Below are 14,971 nucleotides of genomic sequence, written 5' to 3'. Positions count from 1 at the left end.
CAAGCCGCCTCGAAACGATAATTTCACGCAAAAACGATATCCGCTTTTGCCCGAAATCACGGTAAAAGGGCGCCCAGCCACACAGGACGACGCGTTGACCAGACATCCGGACACCCGATTCGCTGCCTCCTTCGCTGCGCGAAGCGCGCGCGTGATGGGCGTGCTTCTCGTCACCGCCGCGATGGCGACCGCGACGTCGTTTGCGCAGACCGTGCCTGTTCCAAAACCTGCGCCTGTTCCGAAGCCCGCGCCGAAGGGCCGCGACGGCGGATCGGCATCCGATGGGCAGCGTGGGCCGACGACGACGGGCGCGACGCAACAGCCGCCGAATCCGATCATCCCGGATCCGCGCCGCAACGTGCCGAGCAGCATCTTCCAGACCTTCGATGCGAACCAGAAGGCGCAGGCCGCCAAGGTCAGCGCCTATCTGTCCTCGCTCCAGACGCTGGTCGGAAATTTCGTCCAGGTCGGCCCCGACGGCAGCAAGACGCAGGGCGATTTCTACATCCAGAAGCCCGGCAAGATGCGCGTCGAATACGATCCGCCAAGCCCGATCGACATCATCGCGGACGGCTCGTCAGTGGTCGTGCGCGACCGCAAGCTCGCGACGCAGGACGTCTATCCGCTGTCGCAGACGCCGCTGCGCTTCCTGCTGTCGGACCGCATCGATCTGATGAAGGACACCAACGTCGTCAACGTCACCGCCGACGATCTCTTCATCAGCGTCACCATCGAGGAGAAGCAGGCGCTGGTCGGCACCAGCCGCCTGTTGCTGATGCTCGGCGCCAAGGACGGGCAGTTGAAGCAATGGACGGTGACCGATCCCCAGGGATACGACACCACGTTCGCTGTCTATAACCTGGACACGAGCAAGAAGCTCGATCCCACCATGTTCAAGATCGACTTCACCAATTACGGCCCGTCGCCGGGCTGAGAGCGTAAGGGTGGATTAGCGAAGCGTAACCCACCTCTTTCGCTTCCGCGGGATAGACAGTGGTGGGTTACGCCTTCGGCTAACCCACCCTACTATTCCGCCCCTGTGGACAAGCATTTTCCCCGCGCCAATCCATGCTAAGACGCAATTCCCATGCGTCTTTCCCTGACAACCTGGAACATCAATTCGGTGCGGCTGCGCATCGATCTCGTCGCGAAATTCCTCAAGAGCGCGCGGCCGGACGTGCTGTGCCTGCAGGAGACCAAGTGCATCGACGACGCCTTTCCGCTCAAGCGCTTCAAGCGGCTCGGCTATGAGCACATCGCGCTGAACGGGCAGAAGGGCTATCACGGCGTCGCCATCGTCTCGAAGATTCCGTTCGAGTCGAAGGACATCCGCACCTTCTGCGACAAGGTGGATTCGCGCCACATTTCCGTGTCCTTCGGGACGCAGGCCAACATCGCAAAGCCGCTGGTGCTGCATAATTTCTACGTTCCGGCCGGCGGCGACATTCCCGATCCCGCGTTGAACGAAAAGTTCGACCACAAGCTTCGCTTCCTCGACGAGATGACGGCCTGCGAGCCGCTGCATCCGCGCGGTGAGGATCGCCACATCCTGGTTGGCGATCTCAATGTCGCGCCGCACGAGAACGACGTGTGGTCACACAAGCAACTTCTGAAGGTGGTCTCGCATACGCCGATCGAATGCGAAAAGCTGCTGGCGGCGCTCAACGCCGGCGAATGGATCGACGTCGCGCGCGAGCGCATCCCGATGTCGGAGAAGGTCTACACGTGGTGGAGCTACCGCGCCGCCGACTGGACCGTCGGCGACCGCGGCCGCAGGCTCGACCACATCTGGGTCTCGCGCGCGCTCAAGGATGCGGTGAGCGATTTCAGGATTTTGCGCGACGCTCGCAGCTGGGAGCGGCCGTCGGACCACGTCCCGGTGACGGTGACACTGGAGGTGTAGCCTCTCGTCATTCCGGGGCGCGCGTAGCGCGAGCCCGGAATCCATGGAGCCGCAGAGACCGTGGATGAATGGATTCCGGGCTCGTCGCTTCGCGACGCCCCGGAATGACGAGCGGAGAGAGCTACGACGTCAGCTTCGCGCCGGCCATCAAAATATCACTGGCGAGCTGGCTGGAGCGGATGGCGAACTCGTCGCGCAGGCGGAGGGCGGCGGCCGGATCGCTTTCGAGCACGCGCTGAAACAGGCTGCGCGAAACCCGGATGACGGAGGAGTGCTCCAGCGCGATCGCGCTCGACGGGCGCTTCATCGGCACGACCAGCGCGAGCTCGCCGATCAACGCGCCGGGACCTGCGATCATCTCCGCACCGGCGCCATCATCGACACGAAAGGCGCCGCGCTGAACCACGAAGCCGGCGTCGGCATCGTCGCCAAGATTGAACAGGACATCACCGCGGACGAAATCGCGCTGTTCGGAGCCAATCGCCAGCATGCGCAACGAGGCGTCTCCCAACAGGCGCAGTGTCGGGACACGCTCGAGAAGCGCTACGTCGTCGTCGATTGACATTCAGGTCCGAGGCTCTGGGGCACGCGATCTGAAACGATTCGTGCGCCCCTGAAAGCGTATCACGGCACCAGCTTGTAGCCACCGGCTTCCGTTACCAGGATTTCCGGGTTGGCGGCGTCCTTCTCGATCTTCTGGCGAAGGCGGTAAATGTGGGTTTCCAGCGTGTGGGTGGTGACACCGGAATTGTAGCCCCAGACCTCCTGGAGCAGGGTCTCGCGCGAGACCGGCATCTGACCGGCCCGATAGAGGAAGCGCAGGATCGCCGTTTCCTTCTCCGTCAGCCGCACCTTGCGGGCGTTGGCGGCGGTCAGCATCTTGGAGCCGGGGCGGAAGCTGTAGGGGCCGACCGAGAACACCGCGTCCTCGCTTGCCTCGTGCTGGCGGAGCTGGGCGCGGATGCGCGCGAGCAGCACGGCGAAGCGGAAGGGCTTTGCGACATAATCGTTGGCGCCGGATTCCAAGCCCAGAATGGTGTCGGAATCGGTGTCGTGCCCGGTCAGCATGATGATCGGGGCCTTGAAGCCGCCCTTGCGCAGGGAGCGAACGACCTCACGGCCGTCGGTGTCGGGCAGGCCGACATCCATCAGGACGAGATCGGGAGAGTTGGCCTTCGCGGCGCTCGCACCCTTGGCGCCGGTATCGACGGCGGAGGCTTCAAATTCTTCGTGCAGCGATAATTGCTCCACCAACGTATCGCGCAGATCGGAATCGTCATCCACGATCAGGATCTTGCGGGCATTGGCCATGGGGGATCATCCTTTTGGAGTCCGGCTCGACGCGCACGTGCCGCGCCCAGCCGTGATGGTAAGTTAGGGGTCGCCGTTTTTATTGTTGTTCGTGTTGAAGTAGTGGGCTGTTACCGATTCACAAGCCACAACTAATCTAACTCAGAATAGCAGGGCGTTTCGATGAATGTCCTGTAATGAATTCCACATTGCGCATTCGCATGAAAAACAACGCAATTTCAGATAGTTACGCCAAAATTCGGCACTCGGGACCGCTCTCCGCGATCCGCGTCAGGCCCGCCGCCGGTAATCCGCGCCGGGGCTGGCTGACGGCGGGGCAGCTGACGATTCCGGTGGCGCTGGGCCGCGGCGGCATCCTGGCCAACAAGCGCGAGGGCGATGGCGGCACCCCCAGGGGCAGCTTCCGGCCACGCCAACTATGGTGGCGGGGTGATCGCCACTGCCGCCCGCAGACATTCCTGCCGGCCCGCATCATCGGCAGTGAGGATGCCTGGTGCGAAGACCCCAGAGATCGTCACTACAATCAGGCGATCCGGCTCGGGCGGGAGCAGGGCGGCGATCGGCTCAAGCGAGCGGACCACCTCTATGATTTCATCATCGAGATCGACCACAACACCAGGCCGCGCATCGCCGGCCGCGGCAGCGCTGTTTTCCTGCATCTGGCCCGCGACAATTTCGGTCCGACAGCGGGCTGTGTCTCGATGACCAAGTCGGCGATGCTTCAGTTGCTCCGGCGATTGGGACCTCGAACCAGAATCATCATCGGGTGAGGGAGCATGCTCGACAGGGATCAGATCGCCGCCGCATCGCGCGTCCTCGTCAAACATTGGTGCGACGGCACCAAGCTTGAGGCGCTCGAGAGCTCCTTGCGACCGCGCAGTCGCGCCGAGGGCTACGCCGTCCAGGCCGCGCTCGAAGCGCATTCGGCCGGAAAACTGTTCGGCTGGAAGATCGCGGCGACGAGCGAGGCCGGACAGAGGCACATCAATGTCGCGGGTCCCATGGGCGGACGGATCCTGAGCGACACCATCGTCGCCGATGGCGGCACGGCGTCGATGAAGGGCAATGAGATGCGCGTCGGCGAGCCGGAGTTCGCCTTCCGCATGGGCCGCGATCTGCCGCCACGCGCGGCACCTTTTGGCGTCGACGAGGTGCTAGCCGCGGTCGAGACGCTGCATCCGGCGATCGAGATTCCCGATTCGCGCTTTGCCGATTTCGTCAGCGCCGGGGAGGCGCAGCTGATCGCCGACAATGCCTGCGCGCATCTGTTCGTGCTGGGCGCATCGACCTCCGCCGACTGGCGCGCGATGGATCTCATCGAGGAGCGGCCGCAGATCACGCTGCGCGGCCAGCGCTACATCGGCCACGGCAAGAACGTGCTCGGCGATCCCCGTGTCGCGCTCGCCTGGCTCGCCAATGAGCTGCGCGCGCTCGGCATCACGTTGAGGGCAGGGGAGGTGGTGACGACCGGCACATGTCATCCGCCGCTGCCGATCCGGGCCGGCGACCATTTCGCGGCGGATTTTGGCAGGTTGGGAAGAGTGTCGGTGAAGTTCGCGTAATCACCGCGCACTCCGCTGTCGTGCTGGCGAAAGCCAGGACGACCGAAGATAACTACCGGTGCCCGAAGATCGCACTCCCCACGCGAACATGCGTGGCGCCGAGCATGATGGCGGTGGCGAAGTCGGCGCTCATGCCCATCGACAGGTTCTGCAATCCGTTGCGCGCGGCGATCTTGGCCGTCAGCGCGAAATGCGCCGCCGGCGGCTCGTCGACCGGCGGAATGCACATCAGGCCGGAAATCGTCAGCCCATAGGTATCGCGGCATTTTGCGATGAACGCATCGGCCTCGCCGGGCGCGACCCCAGCCTTCTGCGGCTCCTCGCCGGTGTTGACCTGGACGAAGAGCTGCGGGTGCTTGTTCTGGGATTCGATTTCTTTGGCTAACGCCTGGCAAATGCTCGGGCGATCAACCGAATGAATGGCGTCGAACAGCGCGACCGCCTCTTTCGCTTTGTTGGATTGCAGCGGCCCGATCAGGTGCAGTGCGATATCCGGGTAAGCCGATGTTAACGCCGGCCACTTGCCTTTCGCCTCCTGCACGCGATTCTCGCCAAATACGCGCTGTCCGGCGGCGATAACCGGCGTAATTGCATCCGCTGCGAAAGTCTTGGACACCGCGATCAGCGTGACCGAGGCGCGATCGCGCCGCGCTTCCTTGCAGGCGCGCGCGATTTCCGCCTCGACGGCGGCGAGCGCGTTTGGTGAATGAACGGTTAGCGGAGCGGCGTTTTGTTCTGTCATGAGATTAGACCGTCGGTGATGGTGACGGAGGTAATTCCAATTTTACCGAGTTCAAGAAAGGCTTTTTGAATCCTTCGCTTTACCTTGCCGCATGGGTGGGTAGCGAAAATGGCCAACGTCAGTCTCAACCGCAAACGAGCGAAACTCAAGCAGGTTCTCGGAATCCGGGCCCGGCTAGCGTTGCTCGCGGTGATTCTCGTGGCACCCCTGATGCTCGAGCGCATCCGTTCGCTCGAAGATGCGCGCGCGAGGCAGATCGCGCAGGCTGCGGCCGAATTCACCACCATCGCAAGACACAGCGCCGATGCGCAGCGCGAGGTGATCTCGTCGGTCGAGACCATCCTGAAATCGGAAGCCTTCATCCGCGCCTCCGCCGGCGGCATCAGCAAGAGCTGCGACGTGCTGCGTGCCAGTCTGCCGTCGAGCCTGCCCTGGATCCGCACGCTTCTGATCGCCGGCCAGGACGGACGTATCCAGTGCGCTACCAACAATATGTATGTCGGCCTCGACCTCAGCGACCGGCCTTACTTCCAGCAGGCGCAGGAAACGGGCCGCTTCGTGCTGAGCGACTTCCTGTTGTCTCGGCCCGTGACGACGCCGACCGTCATGGCGGTTTATCCGGTGTCCGCCTTCAGCGGCGTCGCGGATGCCGTCGTGCTTGCAACCGTGAACCTCGACTGGATGTCGAAGGTCATGAGCAATCTCGGCGGTCGCGCCGGCATCACCGCTGTTCTGGTCGACAGCGCCGGCACCGTACTGGCCGCGCCCGCCGACCAGCACAGCGCGGTCGGCCGTCCCCTCGATAACATGCCGCTGATGTCGGTGATCGCCGACACGGCGTTGCGGTCGGACCAGGACGAGGGCTCGCTCTCGTTTCTCGCAGCCGACGGTTCCCGGCGCGCGGTCAGCTACATCCGCATTGCCGGCACCAATGCCCGCCTGATCGCCAGCATCGACGAGGACAAAGTGTCCGCGGCGGTCAGCCGCGACATCCGCACCGCCTATCTTCAGCTCGCCTTCGTCGTCGTGTTCGTCCTGCTCGGCGCGCTGATCGCCGCCGAGAAGCTCGTGATCAAGCCGATTGAGATGCTCGCTGATATGGCCAAGCGTCTGGGCGAGGGCGATCTGTCGGCACGCGCCGCGCGCAAGAGCCTGCCGTCCGAATTCGTGCCGCTGGCACGTGCGTTCAACGCGATGGCCGCGCAACTGAGCCAGCGCGAGCGCGAGCTGATCGCGAGCAACGACCGTCTCATGGTCATGGCCTCGATCGACATGCTGTCAGGGCTCGCCAACCGGCGCGGCTTCCAGAGCCGGCTCGATTTCGAATGGATGCGCGCGCAGCAATATGGCAGCGAGCTCGCCCTGCTGATGATCGATGTCGACCACTTCAAGCTTTTCAACGACACCTATGGCCACCTCGAGGGCGATTCCTGCCTGACCAGGCTCGGTGAGACGCTGTCCGGCATTGCCGCGGACACGATGGGCTTTGCGGCGCGCTATGGCGGCGAGGAGTTCTGCCTGCTGCTGCCGAACACCGACGAGAAGCGCGCCGTCGAAATCGGCGAACATGTGCGAGCATCGGTGTTGAAGCTGTGCCTGCCGCACATCACCTCCAACCACATGATCGTCACCGTCTCGATCGGCGTTGCCGCCACGAAGCCCAACGAGACCCTGCGTCCGGGCGATCTGATCGAGGCGGCTGACGCCGCGCTCTACGCCGCCAAGCATCGCGGCCGCAACACCGTCGCCGAGCACGGCATCGTACGGATCGACGGCGACGCGACCAAGATGGCGATGGCGGGCTGATCCCGCGCCCTAACCCGCAGCCCAGGCGCGATCGAGCTCGTTCTCCGTCACCACGCGATTGCGTCCGCCGCCCTTGGCGAGATACAGCGCACGGTCGCAGCGCTCGATGAGGTCGGCGATCGCCTCGTCCGTCCGATACTGCGCCACGCCGATCGATACGGTGATGTTGGGCAGGACCTCGCCGGTCGAGCGGCGCGTGATGGTGCACTCGGCGATCGAACGCCGGATGCGCTCGGCGATGTCAGCGCAGGCGCCAAGATCCGCATCCGGCATCACCGCAATCAGCTCCTCGCCGCCATAGCGGGCCGGCAGATCATGCTTGCGGACCTTGTCGCGCAACACCTTTGCCATCAGCCGCAGCACCTGGTCGCCGACGCCATGGCCGAAATTGTCGTTGAAGGTCTTGAAGTGGTCGATGTCGAGCATCAGTACGCTGAGCGGCTCGCCCCATTCGGCAGTCGCCTGCGCCTTGCGCAAGAACTCGTCGAGCGCCCGCCGGTTCGCCAACCCGGTCAACGTATCGGTCCGGGCGCGCTCCTCGGACTTGGAGAGCGAGTCGCGGATCACGTCGAGCTCGCGGGTCTTTTCCGCAAAGCCCGCCTCCAGCTGCGTCGCCCGGGTGGCGGCGCGCGCCAGCTCGTTCATGAGCTGCGCGACCAGGGCCCGCGGATCGACGCCGGCCTGGCTCTGGTCGGCGACATTGCTGATCGCTTGCATCTGGGAGTGGTTGTCGGCAATCGCGGTCGCCAAAAATTCCTTCGCGGTGCCCATCAGCGCATGCAGCCGTTCGGACGTCTCGAGGGCGACAACATCGGCATCGGGCGCGATATAGGTCTCGAACAGGTCCTGGTTGGTCCGGTTGTCGAAGGGACGATTGTGGTCGATCAGAAGATCGACGGCGTGGCGCAGATCGTCATGGTCGCCGACAAAATAATGGAACCAGACGGCAAAATTGTTCGGCGTCGGCGGAATCCGCTGCTCGGCCATGCCACGCGTCGCCCGAGCGGCGACCGAGGCGGCATAGTCGTAGTCGAGATCGTCGAAGCTGGCGTCCATCGCGGGTATGGGGGTTTTTGTCCGGCCGCAACCTCGCACCGACCCCTTAATCGCGCCCCAACGGGCGCCTCAGTATTTATGCGGGGGTCGGACCTGCGCAGACCCGGTCCGTGCGGCAACCCATTGACCCCTTAAGGACTTCTATGGCCTAGTCCGCCGTCTTTAGACGGCCGAACCCAAGAAAAACCAACGATTCCATGACCTCCGAACGCTACAACGCCCGCGACGCCGAACCGCGCTGGCAGCGCCAATGGGACGAAAATGCGATCTTCGTCTCCAAGAACGACGATCCGCGGCCGAAATATTATGTGCTCGAGATGTTCCCCTACCCGTCCGGGCGCATCCATATCGGCCATGTCCGGAATTACACGCTCGGCGACGTGCTGGCCCGCTTCATGCGCGCCAAGGGGTTCAACGTGCTGCATCCGATGGGCTGGGATGCGTTCGGCCTGCCGGCCGAGAACGCCGCCATCGAGCGCAAGGTCGCACCGAAGGCCTGGACCTACGACAACATCGCCGCGATGAAGAAGCAGCTCCGCTCGATCGGGCTGTCACTGGACTGGAGTCGCGAGATCGCAACCTGCGATCCCACCTACTACAAGCACCAGCAGAAGATGTTCCTGGACTTTTTGCGCGCCGGTCTCGCCGAGCGTGAGAAGCGCAAGGTGAACTGGGACCCCGTCGACATGACCGTGCTCGCCAACGAGCAGGTGATCGATGGCCGTGGCTGGCGTTCGGGTGCCGTTGTTGAACAACGGGAAATGAACCAATGGGTCTTCAAGATCACGAAATATTCGCAGGCGCTCCTGGACGCGCTGGATACACTCGACCGCTGGCCCGACAAGGTTCGGCTCATGCAGCACAACTGGATCGGCCGCTCCGAGGGCTTGCTGATCCGCTTCGCGCTGGATCAGGCGACGACGCCGGCCGGCGAGACCGAGCTGAAGATCTTTACGACACGCCCCGACACGCTGTTCGGCGCGAAATTCATGGCGATCTCGGCCGATCATCCGCTGGCGATCGCTGCCGCCGCGAAGAATCCGAAGCTCGCGGAGTTCATCGCCGACATCAAGAAGATCGGTACCGCGCAGGAGATCATCGACACCGCGGAGAAACAGGGTTTTGACACCGGCATCCGCGCGGTCCACCCGTTCGATCTGAGCTGGAAGCTGCCGGTCTATGTCGCCAACTTCGTGCTGATGGAATACGGCACCGGCGCGATCTTCGGCTGCCCCGCGCACGACCAGCGCGACCTCGACTTCGTCAACAGGTACAATCTCGGCAATACGCCCGTCGTGTGTCCGGAGGGCCAGGACCCCAAGACCTTCGTCATCACCGATACCGCCTATGACGGTGACGGCCGCATGATCAATTCCCGCTTCCTCGACGGCATGACGATCGACGAGGCCAAGGAAGAGGTCGCAAAACGCCTGGAAAACGAGATGCGCGGCAATGCACCGGTCGGCGAGCGCCAGGTGAATTTCCGCCTGCGCGACTGGGGCATTTCACGCCAGCGCTATTGGGGCTGCCCGATCCCCGTCATCCACTGCCCTAAGTGCGATGTCGTACCGGTCCCTGATGCCGATCTGCCGGTAAGACTGCCGGAGGATGCGACATTCGATCGGCCGGGCAATGCGCTCGACCATCACCCGACCTGGAAGCACGTCACCTGCCCGCAATGCGGGGCTAAGGCCCAGCGCGAAACCGACACCATGGACACGTTCGTGGATTCGTCCTGGTATTTTGCGCGCTTCACCGATCCCTGGAACGAGAACGCGCCGACGACGCCTGCGGTCGCCAACCGGATGATGCCGGTCGACCAGTATATCGGCGGCGTCGAGCACGCGATCCTGCATCTGCTCTACAGCCGATTCTTCGTGCGCGCGATGAAGGCGACCGGCCACATCGCGATGGACGAACCGTTCGCCGGCATGTTCACGCAGGGCATGGTGGTGCACGAGACCTACCAGAACGCCGACGGCACCTATGTCCAGCCGGCCGAGGTGAAGATCGAAGGCGCCGGCAACGACCGCCGCGCCACGCTGCTTTCGACCGGCGAAGCCGTCCAGATCGGCGCCATCGAGAAGATGTCGAAGTCGAAGAAGAACACGGTCGACCCCGACGACATCATCGAGACCTACGGCGCGGACGTCGCCCGCTGGTTCATGCTGTCGGACTCCCCGCCGGACCGCGACGTGATCTGGAGCGACGAGCGCGTCCAGGGCGCCTCGCGCTTCGTGCAGCGGCTGTGGCGGCTGGTGAACGAGTCCGCCGAGCTCGGCAAGGCTGCACCGTCGGCGCGGCCGCCGAGCTTCGGCCCGGACGCGACCGCCTTGCGCAAGGCCGCCCATGGCGCCCTGGACAAGGTCACCACGGGAATCGAGCGGCTGCACTTCAACGTCTGCCTCGCCCATATCCGCGAATTCGCCAACGCGCTGTCGGAGGTGCTGCAGCGGCCCGGCCAGCCCGGCCCCGATCTCGCCTGGGCCATCCGGGAGGCCGGCCAGATCCTGGTCCAGCTCTTCTCCCCCATGATGCCGCATCTGGCCGAGGAGTGCTGGCAGGTCCTGGGCCTGGCGGGGCTGGTTTCGGAGGCGTCCTGGCCGCAAATCGAACGCGATTTGCTGGTTGAAGACACCGTGACCCTGGTGGTCCAGGTCAATGGCAAGAAGCGGGGTGAGGTCACAGTTGCAACAGCGGCCCAGAATCCGGAAATCGAGGCTGCCGTTTTGGCCCTCGATGCGGTAAAGCTGGCGCTGGACGGCAAACCCGTCCGCAAGGTGATCATCGTCCCCAAGAGGATCGTGAATGTTGTCGGCTAGGATCCGCATCGCAGCACGCTTGCTGGCGGTCGCCACTCTCGCGGCGCTGACGGCCGGCTGCTTCCAGCCGATGTATGCCGAGCATACCGACGGTACCCCCGGCCTGCGCGAGAAGCTGATGGGAGTCGAGCTCCCGCCGATCGCCAAGCCGAATGCCTCCCGCGAAGCCCGAGTCGGCGTGGAGGTCCGCAACGCCCTGGCCTTCAAGCTTTACGGTACGGCGACCGGCATGCCGCCGACCCACCGCCTGGACATCCGCTTCTCGTCCAGCCGCTCGTCCCTGATCGTTGATCCCAATACGGGCCTGCCGACCAGCGAGAACTACGGCATCGACGCCCAGTACAATCTGATCGATAACGCGACCAACAAGTCGGTGATGACCGGCACGACGTTCTCGCGCGTGTCCTATGACATGCCCGGTTCCTATCAGCGCTTCTCCCGCACCCGCGCGGTGCGCGATGCGGAGGATCGTGCGGCCAACGAGATCGCCGAGAACATCGCGACCCGGCTCGCCTCGTTCTTTACCGCGGGCACGTAAATCATCTCCGTCATTCCGGGGCACGCGCAGCGTGAACCCGGAATCTCGATCCATTACCTCTGGATTCCGGGTTCGCGCGATGCGCGCCCCGGGATGACGAGTCTCAGGCAACATGGTCGCGCTGCGCGGAAAAGAGATCGACGCCTTCCTCGCCCGTCCTGATGCGGGCCGGCCGATCATCCTGCTCTACGGTCCTGACGCCGGCCTCGTGCGCGAGCGTGCCGACGCGTTGATCGCATCAGCCGTCGACGATCCCAACGATCCCTTCTCGCTCGTGAAGCTCGATGGCGACGAGCTTTCCGCCGAACCGTCGCGCCTGGTCGATGAAGCCATGACGGTGCCGCTGTTCGGCGGCCGCCGCGCCATCCGCGTGCGCGCAGGCTCGCGCAGCTTTGCGAGCGGCGTCGACACGCTGGCCGAGATCGAGGTGAGAGACTGCCGCATCGTGATCGAGGCCGGCGAGCTGCGGCCGGAGTCGCCGCTGCGCAAGGCCTGCGAGCGCGCCAAGACAGCCGTGGCGATCGGCTGCTATCCCGACACCGAGCGCGATCTCGCCAAGTTGATGGAGGACGAGCTCCGCATCGCCAACCTGCGCATCGCGCAGGATGCCCGCGCCGCGCTGATGTCCTTCCTCGGCGGCGACCGTCAGGCCTCGCGCAACGAACTGCGCAAGCTCACGCTCTACGCGCACGGCCGGGGCGAGATCACGCTCGACGATGTCATGGCCGTGGTCGCCGACGCCTCCGAGCTGAAGCTTGATCCGATCGTCGACGGCGCCTTCGCCGGCCGGCCGGACATCGTCGAGAGCGAATTTGCCAAGGCGATGATCGCCGGCACTTATCCCGGCGTGATCATCTCGGCGGCACAGCGTCAGGCGGCATGGCTGCACAAATCCGCACTCGCGATCGCCGACGGCACGCCGGCCTCCGCCGTGCTCGATGGCGGATTTCCGCGCTTACATTTTTCACGAAAGCCCGCGGTCGAAACGGCGCTGCGCAATTTCAGCGTGCCCCGGCTCGCTGGCATCATCGAGCAGCTGGCAACCGCCGCGCTCGACACCCGCAAGCAGCCAGCGCTTGCCGCCGCGATCGCCCAGCGTACGCTGATGGCGATTGCAGCGAACGCGAAGCGGCGGGGCTGAGCCCCGCTCTATATCCACGCGTCATTGCGAAATGCCAGCTCCTCATCCTGAGGCGCGCGGAACGCGCGTCTCGAAGGATGAAGGCCGGGTCGGTGCCCCTCGCCCTTCGAGGCGCCGCTTCGCGGCTCCTCAGGGTGAGAGATTTGTGTCCGTCGCGCGAGATTCCGGGTTCGCGCTGCGCGCGCCCCGGAATGACGATTCGAGTCTAGAGACCGCCCTTCGCCAGCCGTCGCATTACTTCGTCGAGCTGCTCGAGGTTGCGGTAGTTGACCTGCACGCTGCCGCCGGGATCGTGGTGGCTCACCGTGACCTTGAGCCCGAGCGCGTCGCTGACGCGCTTCTCGAGATCGATCGTGTCGGGGTCTTTCTCCTTGGCTCCGGTGCGCGCCTTCTGCGGCTTGCGCTCCGGCACGCCCTCCTCATGCGCCAGCGCCTCGGCCTGGCGGACGTTGAGGCCCTCCTCGACGATGCGCTTGGCGGCAGCGAGCGGATCGGGCACGCCGATCAACGCGCGGGCGTGGCCGGCCGTCAGCTCGCCGCTCGCGATGAAGGCCTGCACCTCGGCGGGCAGCTTGGTCAGCCGCATCATGTTGGCGACATGGCTGCGGCTCTTGCCGACAGCCTTGGCGATGTCGTCCTGGCTGCGTTTGAACTCATTGGCGAGCGCGTGATAGCCTTGCGCCTCTTCCATCGGGTTGAGATCTTCGCGCTGCACGTTCTCGATGATCGCGAACTCGAGCGCATCGCTGTCGCTGATGTCTATCGGCACGATCGGGACTTCGTGCAGGCCTGCGAGCTGCGAGGCGCGCCAGCGTCGTTCGCCGGCGATGATCTCATAGCGGTCCTGCGTGCCTTTCACCGGACGCACGACGATCGGCTGGATCACGCCGTGCTGCTTGATCGAGTCGCTGAGCTCCTTGAGCTCGGTCTCCGAGAAAGTGCGGCGCGGGTTGCGCGGATTGGGCTTGAGGAATTCAATCGGCACCTTGCGCTGCGTGCGCGGACGCTCGACATGCGCCGCCTCGCCGCCGACGTCACCGATCAGACTCGCAAGACCCCGGCCCAATCGCGAACGCGCTTCGTCGGCCATCGCCAGCTCCCTTGGATTCACTTGGCAGCACTCCAGAACTGAATTTCAAAACTTGTAGGGTGGGCAAAGCGCCCACCGGTTATGCGCGGAAGATGGTGGGCACGGCGAAGACGCCTTTGGCCACCCTGCGGCATCTTCAATCCGTCGTGCGCAGCTCGCGCTCGCGCTGGATCACTTCAGTGGCGAGCCGCAAGTAAGCTTCGCTGCCGACGCATTTGAGATCGTAGACCAGCACTGGCTTGCCGTAGGACGGCGCTTCCGAGATGCGCACGTTGCGCGGGATCATGGTCTTGTAGACCTTCTCGCCCATGAACTGGCGGACATCGGCGACGACCTGGTTCGAGAGGTTGTTGCGCGAGTCGAACATGGTCAGCACGATGCCATGGATCGACAGGTTCGGGTTGAGCGTCGAGCGCACCTGCTCGACCGTCTGCAGCAGTTGCGACAGACCTTCGAGCGCGAAGAACTCGCACTGGAGCGGCACCAGGATCGCGTCCGACGCCGCCATCGCGTTCACCGTCAGCAGATTCAGCGAGGGCGGGCAGTCGATCAGCACGTAGGTGTAGTCGGCGTCGGGCGAGACGTTGTTGTTGAGGGAGCTGATCGCATCGCGCAGACGGAAGGCGCGGCCCGGCGTGGTGCCGAGCTCGAGCTCGAGGCCGGAGAGATCCATGGTCGACGGTGCGATGTGCAGCCGAGGCACCGCGGTCGCGACCACCGCCTCGCGCAGGTTCGCTTCGCCCACCAGCACGTCGTAGGTCGAGCAGGAGCGGTTGCGGCGATCGATGCCGAGGCCGGTCGAGGCGTTGCCCTGCGGATCGAGATCGACAATCAGGACGCGCTCGCCAATCGCCGCGAGCGCCGTGCCGAGATTGATTGCTGTGGTTGTTTTTCCCACGCCGCCCTTCTGATTCGCGAGCGCCAGGATGCGTGGGTGGCCCTGGGGCACCACGTCGGTCTGTTCTTGCTGCGGTTCGTCAATCACGGTCATCGAAATTCC

Annotated in this window: 14 protein-coding genes; 8 read left to right on the top strand and 6 right to left on the bottom strand. The window is 64.3% G+C overall.

Annotated elements, in window-relative coordinates; translation table 11 throughout:
- The first annotated feature begins 151 nt into the window (after positions 1-151).
- Together AYJ54_RS36050 and AYJ54_RS36045 are read left to right on the top strand one after the other, a co-directional pair.
- Positions 152-934 (top strand): outer membrane lipoprotein carrier protein LolA, encoded by a 783-nt coding sequence (locus AYJ54_RS36050; RefSeq protein ID WP_063706783.1) that lies wholly within the window; start codon positions 152-154, stop codon positions 932-934.
- A 153-nt stretch (positions 935-1,087) separates the two neighbouring features.
- The gene (locus tag AYJ54_RS36045) at positions 1,088-1,903 is read left to right on the top strand and encodes an exodeoxyribonuclease III (protein ID WP_063706739.1); all 816 of its coding nucleotides are present in this window, start codon (positions 1,088-1,090) and stop codon (positions 1,901-1,903) included.
- A gap of 121 nt (positions 1,904-2,024) precedes the next feature.
- Here the strand turns inward: AYJ54_RS36045 and AYJ54_RS36040 are convergent, their stop codons facing one another.
- Both AYJ54_RS36040 and AYJ54_RS36035 read right to left on the bottom strand, forming a co-directional pair.
- On the bottom strand, positions 2,025-2,468 hold the full coding sequence (locus AYJ54_RS36040; protein ID WP_063706737.1) for a Crp/Fnr family transcriptional regulator: 444 nt from the start codon (positions 2,466-2,468) through the stop codon (positions 2,025-2,027).
- 59 nt (positions 2,469-2,527) lie between these two features.
- Complete coding sequence (locus AYJ54_RS36035) at positions 2,528-3,214, bottom strand: response regulator transcription factor (protein WP_027525091.1); 687 nt, start codon at positions 3,212-3,214, stop codon at positions 2,528-2,530.
- A 200-nt stretch (positions 3,215-3,414) separates the two neighbouring features.
- Between AYJ54_RS36035 and AYJ54_RS36030 the strand changes: the two genes are divergently transcribed.
- The gene (locus AYJ54_RS36030) at positions 3,415-3,984 is read left to right on the top strand and encodes a L,D-transpeptidase family protein (protein WP_063706735.1); all 570 of its coding nucleotides are present in this window, start codon (positions 3,415-3,417) and stop codon (positions 3,982-3,984) included.
- A 6-nt stretch (positions 3,985-3,990) separates the two neighbouring features.
- Entirely contained in the window at positions 3,991-4,776 is a 786-nt protein-coding gene (locus tag AYJ54_RS36025; RefSeq protein ID WP_063706733.1) for a 2-keto-4-pentenoate hydratase, read from the top strand.
- 52 nt (positions 4,777-4,828) lie between these two features.
- Here the strand turns inward: AYJ54_RS36025 and AYJ54_RS36020 are convergent, their stop codons facing one another.
- Positions 4,829-5,518, bottom strand: a complete 690-nt coding sequence (locus tag AYJ54_RS36020; protein WP_063706731.1) for a YggS family pyridoxal phosphate-dependent enzyme — start codon at positions 5,516-5,518, stop codon at positions 4,829-4,831.
- Between the two features lie 108 nt (positions 5,519-5,626).
- Here AYJ54_RS36020 and AYJ54_RS36015 point away from each other — a divergent pair, with 108 nt between their 5' ends.
- Complete coding sequence (locus tag AYJ54_RS36015) at positions 5,627-7,324, top strand: diguanylate cyclase domain-containing protein (protein ID WP_063706729.1); 1,698 nt, start codon at positions 5,627-5,629, stop codon at positions 7,322-7,324.
- A 9-nt stretch (positions 7,325-7,333) separates the two neighbouring features.
- Here AYJ54_RS36015 and AYJ54_RS36010 read toward each other — a convergent pair whose 3' ends face one another.
- Positions 7,334-8,380: a GGDEF domain-containing protein gene (locus tag AYJ54_RS36010; protein WP_201724301.1), complete on the bottom strand. Its 1,047-nt coding sequence runs from the start codon at positions 8,378-8,380 to the stop codon at positions 7,334-7,336.
- A 197-nt stretch (positions 8,381-8,577) separates the two neighbouring features.
- On the opposite strand from AYJ54_RS36010, the gene leuS reads away from it, so the two are divergent.
- The 3 genes from leuS to holA all read left to right on the top strand — a co-directional run bounded on the left by leuS (position 8,578) and on the right by holA (position 12,881).
- On the top strand, positions 8,578-11,202 hold the full coding sequence (gene leuS, locus AYJ54_RS36005; protein ID WP_063706727.1) for a leucine--tRNA ligase: 2,625 nt from the start codon (positions 8,578-8,580) through the stop codon (positions 11,200-11,202).
- A complete protein-coding gene (gene lptE / locus AYJ54_RS36000; RefSeq protein WP_063706725.1) occupies positions 11,189-11,740 on the top strand; it encodes an LPS assembly lipoprotein LptE in 552 nt (183 codons plus the stop codon). Before leuS ends, lptE begins: the two co-directional genes overlap by 14 nt.
- Positions 11,741-11,852: 112 nt before the next feature.
- Positions 11,853-12,881, top strand: a complete 1,029-nt coding sequence (holA, locus tag AYJ54_RS35995) for a DNA polymerase III subunit delta (protein WP_063706723.1) — start codon at positions 11,853-11,855, stop codon at positions 12,879-12,881.
- Positions 12,882-13,086: 205 nt separating this feature from the next.
- On the opposite strand, the gene AYJ54_RS35990 is transcribed toward holA, so the two are convergent.
- A complete protein-coding gene (locus AYJ54_RS35990) occupies positions 13,087-13,971 on the bottom strand; it encodes a ParB/RepB/Spo0J family partition protein (RefSeq protein WP_063706721.1) in 885 nt (294 codons plus the stop codon).
- A 136-nt stretch (positions 13,972-14,107) separates the two neighbouring features.
- Complete coding sequence (locus AYJ54_RS35985; RefSeq protein ID WP_063706719.1) at positions 14,108-14,962, bottom strand: ParA family protein; 855 nt, start codon at positions 14,960-14,962, stop codon at positions 14,108-14,110.
- Between the last annotated feature and the right edge of the window lie 9 nt (positions 14,963-14,971).

It is taken from the genome of Bradyrhizobium centrolobii, from assembly GCF_001641635.1.
In the GTDB taxonomy this organism is placed as follows: domain Bacteria; phylum Pseudomonadota; class Alphaproteobacteria; order Rhizobiales; family Xanthobacteraceae; genus Bradyrhizobium; species Bradyrhizobium centrolobii.
This window is presented reverse-complemented; position numbering and strand designations above follow the sequence as displayed.

Excerpts from the sequence above, each read along its gene's own strand:
- AYJ54_RS36045 (WP_063706739.1), top strand. The coding sequence starts at position 1,088 with ATGCGTCTTTCCCTGACAACCTGGAACATCAATTCGGTGCGGCTGCGC.
- AYJ54_RS36040 (WP_063706737.1), bottom strand. The coding sequence starts at position 2,468 with ATGTCAATCGACGACGACGTAGCGCTTCTCGAGCGTGTCCCGACACTG.
- AYJ54_RS36035 (WP_027525091.1), bottom strand. The coding sequence starts at position 3,214 with ATGGCCAATGCCCGCAAGATCCTGATCGTGGATGACGATTCCGATCTG.
- AYJ54_RS36030 (WP_063706735.1), top strand. The coding sequence starts at position 3,415 with ATGAAAAACAACGCAATTTCAGATAGTTACGCCAAAATTCGGCACTCG.
- AYJ54_RS36025 (WP_063706733.1), top strand. The coding sequence starts at position 3,991 with ATGCTCGACAGGGATCAGATCGCCGCCGCATCGCGCGTCCTCGTCAAA.
- AYJ54_RS36020 (WP_063706731.1), bottom strand. The coding sequence starts at position 5,518 with ATGACAGAACAAAACGCCGCTCCGCTAACCGTTCATTCACCAAACGCG.
- AYJ54_RS36015 (WP_063706729.1), top strand. The coding sequence starts at position 5,627 with ATGGCCAACGTCAGTCTCAACCGCAAACGAGCGAAACTCAAGCAGGTT.
- AYJ54_RS36010 (WP_201724301.1), bottom strand. The coding sequence starts at position 8,380 with ATGGACGCCAGCTTCGACGATCTCGACTACGACTATGCCGCCTCGGTC.
- leuS (WP_063706727.1), top strand. The coding sequence starts at position 8,578 with ATGACCTCCGAACGCTACAACGCCCGCGACGCCGAACCGCGCTGGCAG.
- lptE (WP_063706725.1), top strand. The coding sequence starts at position 11,189 with ATGTTGTCGGCTAGGATCCGCATCGCAGCACGCTTGCTGGCGGTCGCC.
- holA (WP_063706723.1), top strand. The coding sequence starts at position 11,853 with ATGGTCGCGCTGCGCGGAAAAGAGATCGACGCCTTCCTCGCCCGTCCT.
- AYJ54_RS35990 (WP_063706721.1), bottom strand. The coding sequence starts at position 13,971 with ATGGCCGACGAAGCGCGTTCGCGATTGGGCCGGGGTCTTGCGAGTCTG.
- AYJ54_RS35985 (WP_063706719.1), bottom strand. The coding sequence starts at position 14,962 with ATGACCGTGATTGACGAACCGCAGCAAGAACAGACCGACGTGGTGCCC.